The sequence below is a fragment of the Candidatus Ornithobacterium hominis genome (assembly GCF_900538215.1).
Classification (GTDB): Bacteria; Bacteroidota; Bacteroidia; order Flavobacteriales; family Weeksellaceae; genus Ornithobacterium; species Ornithobacterium hominis.
In genome coordinates this window covers 50,743-62,915 of record NZ_UNSD01000005.1, presented here as the reverse complement: position 1 = coordinate 62,915, position 12,173 = coordinate 50,743, and the positions used below count along the sequence as shown (strand labels likewise).

At 35.8% G+C, this 12,173-nt stretch carries 8 protein-coding genes; 3 read left to right on the top strand and 5 right to left on the bottom strand.

Annotation, left to right across the window (positions count from 1 at the left end; genetic code table 11):
- Nucleotides 1–78: 78 nt before the first annotated feature.
- The 3 genes from D5J18_RS05355 to D5J18_RS05345 all read right to left on the bottom strand — a co-directional run bounded on the left by D5J18_RS05355 (nucleotide 79) and on the right by D5J18_RS05345 (nucleotide 3,916).
- The gene (locus D5J18_RS05355; protein ID WP_119057991.1) at nucleotides 79–2,349 is read right to left on the bottom strand and encodes a GH92 family glycosyl hydrolase; all 2,271 of its coding nucleotides are present in this window, start codon (nucleotides 2,347–2,349) and stop codon (nucleotides 79–81) included.
- A gap of 126 nt (nucleotides 2,350–2,475) precedes the next feature.
- Nucleotides 2,476–2,919 (bottom strand): nucleoside deaminase, encoded by a 444-nt coding sequence (locus tag D5J18_RS05350; protein WP_119057990.1) that lies wholly within the window; start codon nucleotides 2,917–2,919, stop codon nucleotides 2,476–2,478.
- The gene (locus D5J18_RS05345) at nucleotides 2,912–3,916 is read right to left on the bottom strand and encodes a glycosyltransferase family 2 protein (RefSeq protein WP_119057989.1); all 1,005 of its coding nucleotides are present in this window, start codon (nucleotides 3,914–3,916) and stop codon (nucleotides 2,912–2,914) included. The genes D5J18_RS05350 and D5J18_RS05345 overlap by 8 nt, the downstream gene beginning before the upstream one ends.
- Before the next feature lie 58 nt (nucleotides 3,917–3,974).
- Here D5J18_RS05345 and D5J18_RS05340 point away from each other — a divergent pair, with 58 nt between their 5' ends.
- Nucleotides 3,975–4,301 (top strand): DUF4286 family protein, encoded by a 327-nt coding sequence (locus D5J18_RS05340; RefSeq protein ID WP_119057988.1) that lies wholly within the window; start codon nucleotides 3,975–3,977, stop codon nucleotides 4,299–4,301.
- Between the two features lie 171 nt (nucleotides 4,302–4,472).
- Here D5J18_RS05340 and alaS read toward each other — a convergent pair whose 3' ends face one another.
- A complete protein-coding gene (gene alaS / locus D5J18_RS05335) occupies nucleotides 4,473–7,085 on the bottom strand; it encodes an alanine--tRNA ligase (RefSeq protein ID WP_119057987.1) in 2,613 nt (870 codons plus the stop codon).
- A gap of 124 nt (nucleotides 7,086–7,209) precedes the next feature.
- On the opposite strand from alaS, the gene D5J18_RS05330 reads away from it, so the two are divergent.
- Complete coding sequence (locus tag D5J18_RS05330) at nucleotides 7,210–8,181, top strand: M23 family metallopeptidase (RefSeq protein WP_119057986.1); 972 nt, start codon at nucleotides 7,210–7,212, stop codon at nucleotides 8,179–8,181.
- A complete protein-coding gene (locus tag D5J18_RS05325) occupies nucleotides 8,181–8,525 on the top strand; it encodes a MerR family transcriptional regulator (RefSeq protein ID WP_119057985.1) in 345 nt (114 codons plus the stop codon). The genes D5J18_RS05330 and D5J18_RS05325 overlap by 1 nt, the downstream gene beginning before the upstream one ends.
- 505 nt (nucleotides 8,526–9,030) lie before the next feature.
- On the opposite strand, the gene D5J18_RS05320 is transcribed toward D5J18_RS05325, so the two are convergent.
- The gene (locus D5J18_RS05320; protein ID WP_119057984.1) at nucleotides 9,031–12,168 is read right to left on the bottom strand and encodes a type I restriction endonuclease subunit R; all 3,138 of its coding nucleotides are present in this window, start codon (nucleotides 12,166–12,168) and stop codon (nucleotides 9,031–9,033) included.
- Between the last annotated feature and the right edge of the window lie 5 nt (nucleotides 12,169–12,173).

Sequence of the window (12,173 nt, the reverse complement as noted above, 5' to 3'; positions counted from 1 at the left end):
CTTTAAAAATTTTCCCATAAAAAAACTGTCTCAAAACCCATTGAAACAGTTTTTTAAGGTCTAAAAATATTCTAATTTTTATTTTTTGGGATTTTCGCCTAATTCAAAACGGATTTGTCTTGCGTTTTTCAAGACCCGATCTGTAATAAAGTATGATTTATAAACCTTCCCATCTACCCAAATTTGCTGAATGTACTTCCCTCCTTCAGATGCGTTAGACAAAATTTCAATTTTCCCATTGGGGTGGAAATCAGTATCTAAGTTCAGCGTAACTTTATCAAATTTTGGCGAAGTAAATGTATAAATCGGCTGTGCCGGAGCCACTGGATAAAATCCGAGCATTCCGTACATCATCCAAGCCGACATCACACCAGTATCATCATTCCCTGGCAAACCATCAGGCTTATTTTTATAGTATTTTTGCAATAATTCATCCACCTTTTTTTGTGTTCGCCATTCCTCTCCTTTTACATAATTAAACAGATATGGGTAAGCAATATCTGGTTCATTTGCCATATCAAACTTTTGATTATTAAATATTTCATTCAATTGTTTCACAAATTTTTTCTCGCCTCCCATCAACTGGATGAGTCCTCTCATATCATGTGGAACCATAAATGCGTATTGCCATGCATTTCCCTCAATGTAACCCACATTTTTCTCAAAGTTTGCTCCTTTGTCTGGGTCAAACGGCGAATACCAGTTCCCGTTTGCATGCTTGGGGCGAAGTAAATTAAACTCTTTATCAAATAAATTTCGGTACGATAAGCTTTGTTTTTTATATTTTTTTGCTTCTTCTGCATAGCCCAAAGCTTCTGCCATCTGCCCGATAGCAAAATCAGCAATATTATATTCTTGCGTGGTAGAAACTGGGCCAGATACACCTCTATCCACACTCAGATATCCTTTCTCTAAATATTCTTTGATTCCTGGTCTCAGAGGGTTATCCTCTAGTGTTTCAGCACTTTTTTTCATTGCTGTGAAAGCCTTTTCAGCATCAAATTGCGTTAAACCTCTCAAATAAGTATCTGCTAAAACAATGGCTGCCGGGTCGCCTACCATTGTAAAAGTTTCTGTGGAGTTCAGTTCCCATTTAGGCAACCAACCGCTCTCATCATAAATGGATAGCATTGAATTTACCATCTGCATTTGCTGCTTTGGATACAATAGACTAAAGAGTTGATGGTAATTTCGGTAAGTATCCCACAGTGAAAAAACGGTATAACGTTCACCTTCGGTATGGCCGATTTCTCCATTAGATTTCACGTAATCGCCATTAAAATCATGGAAGATGTTAGGGTGAATCGACGCATGATACAAACCTGAGTAGAAAATCTTCTTCTTGTTTTCATCATCACTCTCGATTTCAACTGCAGAAAGCTGTTTTTCCCAAGCTCTTTGCGTCATCATTTTAACTTGTGTGAAGTTTTTTTCACCGATTTCTTTTTCTAAATTTTCCCGTGCATTTTCTATACTCACATAAGAAATCCCAACTTTTAATTCAACCACAGTAGGTTGCTTAAAATTATAAGAAAAGTAGCCTCCAATGCTATCCCCTACTACTGCTCGGCTAAAGTTTTCTTTCATTCTCGTTTCGCCATTATAGCCCATCCACTGAGCCTCTAAGCCTTCATAAAACTGATGCTTTTTCCAGATTCCTCGCCTTTGCGGCTCTTTAGAAACTTTCGCTACAAAATAAACTGGGTAAGCTTTTTCCTCACTATTATAGCAAAATGAACCAACCATACGCAAACCTTCCACTTCGGTGGGTGAAACAAATTTCAACATTGCTCCTTGCTCATTTGTTAGCCCTAGCCCTAAATTTAATAACACATTTGAAGTTCCTGCAGGAAAATAAAAACGACTCATCCCCGCTCGTTGGGTTGCCGTAACTTCCGTCTTGATGCCATATTTTTTTAAATCTACTGAATAATAACCTGGTTCAGCTTTTTCATTCTCATAAGCTGAGCCGTAATCTAAATGATTGGTCTTTATTTCACCCGTAGTCGGCATACTGATAATCACTCCCAAGTCTGGGCAGCCAACACCGCTCAAATTAACGTGAGTAAAACCTGTTAAAAACTCATTTTCATGCACATATGGCGTAGACAACCACTGTGAGTCTTTTTCTAGTGGGATTTCTCTACCGCTAGCATCAAAGGCCACATTAAATGGTGAAATACTTAACATCCCACGGGGTGCAATTGCTCCAGGATTAGTCGCACCGTAATTGGATGTCCCAATAAACGGATTCACATATTCAATGACAGACTGATGACTGGACTTTTGCTGCCCTATGGCGAGACTTGAAAGCAATGCTACCAATAGGGTTAATTTAAATTGATTCATTTAAAATATTTTTGATTTCTAAAGATACAAAAACATATAATTTCTAAAGGCTTTAAAAATTTTTAAATTTGAAGCAAATTCTAGGATTTCAATAGACTTTTTTTAAGGCTTAAAAAAATCTTCAGCCTATTTTCTTTTATTCTTGAAAAATTTTTGAATTAAATTTAAACTTTCTTCAGCCAAAACACCAAATCTGATTTTAGTTTTAGGATGCAAAGGGACATTAAAGTTAGAAAAACCACGCTTCAGATCCTTTGCCCCCACATAAATCTCATCAATCTGACTCCAATAAAGCGCCCCAGCACACATGCAGCAAGGCTCTAAAGTCACATATAATTTACAGTTCCTTAAATACTTCCCGTTCAAATACTGGCTTGCCGCGGTAATAGCTTGTATTTCAGCATGTGCTGTCACGTCAGTGAGCTGTTCGGTTAAATTATGCCCTCGCCCGATGATTTTGTCTTGAGCTACAATGATAGCTCCTACAGGAATTTCACCTTTCTCAAAAGCAATTTCAGCTTCCTGTAAGGCTTTTTTCATAAAATATTCATGAGAAAATAATTCAATCATGGGTAAAATGTTGTGGAAAAGCTTTTTCTGGCTTCTGACGCAATAAATTTAACTTAATTTGAGCTTCTAAAAAACCAATGCCGTACATTTCCATTTGAATGAAAACAGCTAAGCAGGCTAAAATCGCTGATTTCAAGCCTTTTGTCTCTATAAAAGCTGAAATAAAAACAACTGAAAAATAGAAACCATAGAAAATCAGCAGCCACCAAATACCAAAAAATGCAAGTAAAATAGCTATACAAAAGCCTAAAATGAAAAAGCTTGGAAACCAAAAACTCAACTTCCGATATTGTGGGTGCCGACGATTTAGCACAGGGCGAGCACGACCAAAAGAACGAACCTGGCGACCAAAAGATTTCAAATTATTCCTACGCTGATGATATACCCATGCTTTCTCAATGAAACCAGACCGAAATCCTTTCTCCCAAAGACGCATGCTCAAGTCTGGGTCTTCGCCTACACGCAAATCGGAAAAACCACCCGTTGCCGAAAAACATTCACGTGAGATGCCCATATTGAAACTCCTCGGCTGAAACCTCATCACTGATTGTTTTCTTCCTCGGATACCGCCTGTTGAAATCATCGATGTCATGGCAAATGAAATTGCTTTTTGCAACGCATTGAAATCTTCTGCAGCAGCATCTGCCCCTCCGAAGAAATCATATTTATTTTTTTCTAAGGCTTTAGAAATTTCTTGCAAATACTGCGGTGGCAATATAGTATCAGAGTCTAAGAAAATGTAATAGTTAGCTTCAGATTTTTGCATCCCATAATTTCGGCTCTGTCCAGGCCCTGAATTTTCTTTGTAATAATATCTGATGCTTAGCCTCGGCTGAAATTCTTCCACCACTTCTTGCAGAGGCGTAGGAGAACCATCGTCTACTACAATGACTTCAAAATTTCTGAAAACCTGATTCCCTATGCTTTCTAAAAGTTTCTTTAACTCTTCTTCTCGCTCATATACAGCAATAATGATGGCAAAAAAGGGTGAATTCATAGCTTTACTTCATTGAAAAGTGAATTTAATTAATTTTAAATAATCTATCTTTGTTTCGATGATTATTTTTAACATAACTTACATTGTAGAAAAAGACATTCAAGAAGAATGGTTGACTTGGTTTGAGCAATATCTCATCAAAAAGCTGATGAAAAAAGGTGGCTTCAAATCAGCAAGATTCAGTAAAGTTTTATCTCATCCACAGCCCGATGCTACCAATTATTCTATCCAATTTTTTTCTGAAAACGAGGAAGATTTTCATTTTTTCTTAAAGAATGAATACTCTAAATTTTTAGCTGATTTAAATCAAAAATTTCAGCAAAAAGTGATTGCTTTTGCCACCGAAATGGAATATCTAAAAGACTATTATTCCAACGGAAATTGATAAATCTTCCTTGCTATTGCTCAAATTTTTATTAACCTCACATATGCCACATTTATTTTTTATTTTTCTTGCAATGTGCTATGACAGCTGTTATCTCAAAATCTTTTATCAATTTTCTCCATTAGCCCTCGCTCTATTTCATATTAAGTAAAAAATTGCTATGAGTTCAGGTTACAAATTTTCTAGGAACTTTTGTGCCGTTTTCAAAACTTCAGGTAATTGAGCTACTTCTTTCCCCCCCGCACTAGCAAAATCAGGTTGGCCACCGCCACCGCCTTTGATGATTTTAGCCCACTCACGCACCAATTGCCCTGCGTTTAATCCTCTTTTTTTGACTAAATCATTACCCACTCCCACCGAAAGGGTTGGTTTATCATTCTGAGTATTCATCACTAGAATAAAGCGTTCAGGATTTTCAGATTTCAAATTGAAAATCAAATCTTTGATGCCACTATTATCCATTTCAGTTTGGACTAAAATGCTCGAAATTCCTTTGATGTTTTTTTCTTCCTTTAGCCATTTTTCTTTCTCTAAGCCTACGGCTATTTTTTCTAAGCCTTTAATTTTTTCTTGATTTTTTTGATTCTCGGCTATCAGTTTTTCAATCGCGGCATTCAAATGCGCTGGATTCCCCATGAGTTCTTCGATTTGCTCATATTTAGCTTGATAAGATTGATAGAATTCTAAAGCGCCTTGCCCTGTTACCGCTTCAATTCGGCGAATGCCCGCCGCCGATGATGTTTCTGCAATAATTTTAAATGTGAACAAATCAGCCGTATTCCCCGCGTGAGTTCCACCACAAAGTTCTTTGGAATCTCCAAACTGAATCATTCGTACTTTATCTCCATATTTCTCGCCAAAAAGTGCCATAGCGCCTTTCTCCAAAGCTTTGGCAAGCGAAATTTCACGATTTTCTTCTAGGGGAATTTCTTCTTTAATGCGGTTATTAACAAATTGTTGAATTAAATTCAGCTGTTCCTCGGTTAATTTCTCAAAATGCGAAAAATCAAACCGCAAATAATCCTCACTCACGTAGCTACCTTTTTGCTCAACGTGAGTCCCGAGAATCGTTCTCAAAGCTTGATGCAACAAATGTGTAGCCGTATGATTTCTCATGATATTTTTCCGTCGAGACTCATTCACCACTGCTTTTAAATTTTTGAAATTTTGTGGTAATTTTTGAGCTAAATGATAAATTAAATTATTTTCCTTTTTGGTATCTAGTATTTCAATTTTATCTCCTTCTTCTGTCAGCAAATAGCCTTTGTCGCCCACTTGCCCGCCGCCTTCTGCATAAAAGGGTGTTTGGTTGAATACCAATTGATAAAATTGACCTTTTTTATCTTCCACTGCTCGATATCTTGAAATTTCAACATTGGCTTGGCAAGCATCATAGCCTATGAAGTTTTCTTCTGCCCCTTCGAGTAAAATTTCCCAATCTCCTTTGCTAGAAGTTGCAGCTGCTTTTGAGCGCTGTTTTTGTTTTTCCATCTCTGCTTCATAAGCTTTTTCATCGATGGAAAAACCCTTCTCGGCAGCAATGAGTTGAGATAAATCTAGCGGGAAACCATAAGTATCATAAAGCTCAAAAACTGCTTTCCCTTCCAAGACTCTACCATCTGTCTTTTCTATTAAATCATTCAAAAGATTCAAACCTTGGTGAATGGTTTTCAAGAAGCTTTCTTCTTCTTGCTCTATGACTTTGGTTATCAAATCTTGATTTCGTTTCAGTTCAGGGAAGGCGTCACCGTATTGATGAACAAATCCATCGACCAACCGATAAATGAACGTATCCTTCTGATTTAAAAATCGGTAAGCATAACTGATGGCTCTTCGTAAAATCCGCCTGATGACATAGCCTGCGCCAGTATTTGATGGTAATTGCCCATCTGCAATAGCAAAAGAAACCGCACGCAAATGGTCCACAACCACGCGTATAGCAACATCTGTAGCTGTGTTTTTATTGTATTGATGCTGAGTTAACTCTTCCACTTTTTGAATCAAACTAGAAAAAACATCGGTATCATAATTAGATGTTTTATTTTGCAAAACCATGCATAGCCGCTCAAAGCCCATCCCTGTATCTATGTGGTAATGCGGTAAATTCTCTAAGCTCCCATCAGCCTTTCGGTTAAATTGCATAAAGACCAAATTCCAAATTTCTACCACTTGTGGGTGATCTTTATTTACTAATTCTGCGCCTGATTTTTTCTTTTTTTCTTCTTCCGAGCGTAAATCCACATGAATTTCTGAACAAGGCCCGCAGGGGCCACTCGCTCCCATTTCCCAAAAATTATCTTTTTTATCGCCTTTTAAAATTCGATTTTCAGCAATATGTTCTTTCCAAAAAGTGGCCGCTTCTGTATCCTCTGGCAAATTTTCCTCTTCATTTCCCTCAAAAATAGTGACGTATAAATTTTCTTTAGAAATCTTAAAAACCTCTGTCAGAAGCTCCCACGCCCAAGCAATGGCTTCTTTTTTGAAGTAATCTCCAAAAGACCAATTCCCCAACATTTCAAACATGGTATGATGGTAGGTATCTTTACCCACATCGTCTAAATCATTGTGTTTACCCGATACACGCAAGCATTTCTGTGTGTCTGCGGCTCGCTTAAATTTAGGCTCGGTATAGCCCAAGAAATAATCTTTGAATTGATTCATTCCACTATTGGTAAACATTAGTGTCGGGTCATCCTTCAAAACGATGGGTGCACTTGAAACAATTTCGTGCTGTTTTTCTTCAAAAAAAGATAAAAATTTCTGACGTATAGTATTGGAATTCATGCTTCTTTAATTTTCTTTAGAATGGATTTAAGAGTTTATTAACGCACAAAGCTTTATAAATCTTTTTAATTTGCAATGCAATAAAGAGCAAATATAATAAAAGTGTAATTGAAATGATTCGCTTATGATGAAGAAAGGAACTCAATATTTCCGAAAAATTCAAAAAAAATCTTTCGGGACACCTCAAAATAATACGCAACTTATTTTTTATATTATCTTTTTAAGCCTATTTTTTTCTGCCTTGGGCACTCTTTTAGGCTACCATTATTTTATTAAGCCTAAAAATATTTCTCAAGTACAGCTAGAGCATGAATTGGAGGAAATGGAACTTCAATATGCGGTTTTGAACAAAAAATTCAAAAAAACGCAAGAAGTTTTAGATAATTTAGAAGAAAGAGATGAATTTATCTACCGTTCATTTTTTGAATTAGAACCGATTTCTAAAGATGCTAGAAAAGCAGGATTTGGCGGGATTGACCGCTACGAAAAGTTTTCACGTCTGCAAAATGCTGAACTCATCAAAGAAACGTCAAAAAGTTTAGATATTCTAAGCAAACGGCTCATTATTCAATCAAAATCTTTGGATGAAATCATAGAATCAGCAAAGAAAAAAGACGAAATGTTTCGTCACCTCCCAGCCATTCAACCCATCGCCAATAAAGATTTGAAAAAAATAGCCTCAGGCTTCGGCATGCGATTACATCCAATCTTGAAAATCGGGAAACTACACGCTGGCATTGATTTTTCTGCACCTACGGGAACGCCCGTGTATGCCACAGGAGACGCCACCGTAGCACAGGCAGAAAATATGGGCGGTTTTGGAAATGTGGTGGTTTTGAACCACGGCTATGGCTACAAAACCTTGTATGCTCACTTGAATAAAATCAAAACTCAACGTGGGCAAAAGGTGAAGAGAGGTGATGTTATTGGCTATGTGGGTTCTAGCGGATTATCGACGGGAGCTCATTTGCATTACGAAGTTCATAAAAATGGTGAAAAAGTAAATCCCATCAATTTTTTCCATCAAGATGTAAGTCCTGATGAGTTTAGAAAACTCTATGAGGATTCTCAAAAAATGACAGTATCTTTGGATTGATGAAGATTGAATTACCTGAGAAACTCTATTATTCCATCGGTGAGGTGGCTAAAGCTTTTGATGTCAACGCCTCACTCATCCGCTTTTGGGAAAAGGAATTCCCACAAATTCAACCAAAGAAAAATAAAAAAGGAAATCGCTTTTTTACACCACAAGACATTCAGAATTTTAAACTGATTTATCACTTGGTCAAAGAAAGAGGTTATACCTTGGAAGGGGCTCGAACAGCTTTAGACGAAAATAAAAATCTTAAAAATGAAGTTCAATTGGTGTTTCGTTTAGAGAAAATTAAAGAGGAATTACTGCTACTAAAATCCTCTTTAAACGACTTTGAAAGTGAGTAAATTTTTTAAGCCTTAAAAAAATCCCTACTTTCCAGCAGGGATTTTGTTGGCTTATGGAATTGTGAATTATTTCACTTCTTCGAAATCCACATCTGATTATCAGTTATTTATAACTTTATGGTACAAATAAGGTACAAAATTAAGATTATAACTTGATAACAAATATGCCGTTATCGGCAAATATTTGATAGATTTTAAGTTTTAAATAATCGTTTTTTGCCGATAATAGTATGAATTTCAATCATTTCAATTCCTTTAATAATAATCGATCGATTGCATGTGTTTTTTTCTCATCAACTTGATACATTTCAGCATACATTTTTCAGTTTGCGACAACTTCTATGCTTGAGTTAATGATTTGTAAGCTCCCCCGAAAAAGTTTCCAATTAAGACGAGAGAAGATATTAATTTTAAAAATTACTTTCACTAAACCAAGAAGTAAAACTTGGCAAATTTGGCAATGCAATATCTAAATAAAAGGTTTTAAAATCTTGTAAATTATTCATTACCTATTCTTCTTAAAATTCTCTGCCTGTTCCAATACATTCTTGTACACATCATCTTGAGTAATTGGAGGATAACCATATTGATGCAATTTTACAATAATATCCATTTTCAATTGAGCTTTAATATCATCGCGATCGCTCCAGTCCGGATATTTCGCTGTATTATCAACAATCTTTTTGATTTCCTTTGCCAACTCTAAAAGCTTGTCTTTATCAAACTCAAAACCGTATTGTTTGCAGATTACATCTAAAATATCGTAGAAGGCTTTTTCTTCATAATCAATACCTAAATCTTCAAATGAAGCCATTTCCGTACGAAGTTTGATAATCAAATCTAACATTTGTTCGGCTGTATCAGACTGAATCCCTTCATAATCCAACAAATCATTCTCACTTCTTTCGTTGTATCTATTGACAATGCCTTGCAAAAGCTCTGAGAAGTCTTGACCTTTAACTTTATTAATCTTTTTAAAATCGTTTATCGTCTGTTTTAACAAGCGTTCTAATATCTTAATCTTGGTATTGGGTAATTCTAAATTGGAGATTTTCTCTATAAACTTATCATTAAACAAATCAATCGCATTCGCTTTATTATCGTCTAACTTAAAGATCTCTTCCACACCTTCAGAAACAATCGCTTCTTCTACCATTTTGGCTACTTTAGCGTTCATTTGTTCGGTATCTGGAGCTTCACCCTTGGTCAATTTTACTACAATTGATTTCACGGCAAAATAAAAATGAATTTCATCGACTTCTTTCGGAGTAAACAATTCCGAACCACTCACCAAGTTGTAAGACGATTTCAATTTTTTGGTAACATTCACAAAAAACTTTTCTGATTCTTCTGTTTTTAAAACCAATTCTGATGCTTTATTCAAACATTGCAAACGTTCTACAGGATTACCTTGATAATACAAAGCGTTATCAAACTGATGGAAAAACTGACGTAACAAATCCATTTGATCTCTAACGATGATTTCAGCTTGATTTAAGTCTTCAAAATCATCATCGGCAGTTTGGTTATTGAACATTCCTAATGCCTTATTTAGATTCTTTTTGATTCCTATATAATCAACAACTAAACCGCGATCTTTACCTTCGTATTTACGATTGACACGAGAAATAGTTTGTATTAAATTATGCGTTTGTAAAGGTTTATCAATATAAATGGTATCTAAGAAGGGAACATCAAATCCTGTTAACCACATATCCACTACAATCGCAATTTTAAAGTTGGATTTGATTTGCTTGAATTGTCTATCCAATTCTTTTCGATCATCTTTATTGCCTAATAAATTCCATAACTTTTCTTCATCATCCTTATTACGTGTCATCACCATTTTCACACGTTCAATAGGTTTGATTTCCTTACGTTCTTTATCTGATAAATCTTCTGCCAATTGCAATTCACCCCATTCCGGACGTAACGCCAAAATTTCTTGGTACAATTTATAAGCAATGGTACGAGAAGCACAAACAAACATCACTTTTCCTGCTACGGTAGCTTTTTCTGCGATACGTTTTTCGTAATGATTAATAAAATCTTGTGCAATAGCTTTGATTCGGTCGGTATCTCCTAAAACAACTTCCATTTTAGCGATTGCTTTTTGACTGGCTTCTACATGATATTCAGATGCTCCTTCTGCAACTGCATTTTCGTAATAATTTTCAATTTCTTGAACTTTATTGTAATCTAGATTGACTTTAGCAGCTCTACCTTCATAGACCAAACGAACGGTAATTTCATCATTTACCGATTCAAACATCGTGTATTGATCCACTACATCTCCAAACACTTCTAAGGTTTTGTCGATAGGTGTTCCTGTAAATCCAACATAAGTTGCATTAGATAAAGAATCGTGTAAATATTTGGCAAAACCATACGATTTTGTCACTCCTTTTTCTTCGTCAATTTTCACTTTTAAATCAAGATTCACTTGTGAGCGGTGGGCCTCATCCGATATACAAATGATATTGGTACGATCGGATAAAATTTTAGCATCTTCAGCAAATTTCTGAACAGTAGTCAGATACACACCACCACTTTCAATTCCTCTTAATCGAGATCGTAAATCGGCTCTCGATTCGATATTGATGATATTTTCATCTCCAATGAATTTCTTGGCATTCGTAAAATCCTTCGATAATTGATCGTCTAAATCGGTACGGTCGGAAATGATAATAATCGTTGGACTTGCAAAATCGGTGGAACGCATCAACAAACGCGTTAGATACAGCATCGTAAAACTTTTACCACAACCAGTAGCTCCAAAGTATGTTCCACCTTTACCGTCACCTTTAGGTTTACGGTGAGCTTTGATGTTTTGATACAACTTATTGGCCGCATAATATTGAGGATAGCGACACAGAATTTTATCTTCTCTTTTAGAATTGTCCGGAAACAATACAAAATGATGAATAATATCAACCAATCGTGTTTCATTCAACATTCCTTGCACCAAAGAAGTTGTAGTTTCAATTCCTGTTAAGGCTTTCTTTTCTGCTCCAGTAATTTTATTCCAACCGTAGTAAAATTCGTAAGGAGAAAATACTGTTCCGGCTTTGTTATTCACCCCATCACTAATCACACAAAACACATTGTATTTTAGTAATTCGGGAATCCCTCTTTTGTAACGTGTCGTTAATTGCTTGTACGCATCATGAATGGTAATTTCTTCTTCAATGGCTGTTTTAAATTCAAAAACCACGACAGGAATTCCATTGATGTACAAGATCAAATCAGGAATGCGCAATTCGCTTCCTTGTATCTCGAGTTGATTGACAATTTTAAACGTGTTATTGGCTACCGAATCACAATCGATATATCGTATATGTAAATCCTTTTTGTGTGGATTGTTACGTTTAAAAATAAATCCATCCGCCAATAATTTGCAAATGTATTTATTAGACTCGTACAAATTAGAGGTCGATTGAAAAGCCAACTCATTGGTAATGCTTTCCAATTCTATTTCTTCTAAATCTTCATAACGATCTTGCAAAAACGCACGCAAATCCTCTTTAATCAATACTTCTTGATTTGAACTTCTTTGCAACTGTTTTCCATCAATATAGATATAGCCTTCTGTTTCCAAAAGGCTAATAAAAGCTTGTTCTAATTGTGATTCGGTGTATTTCATATTCA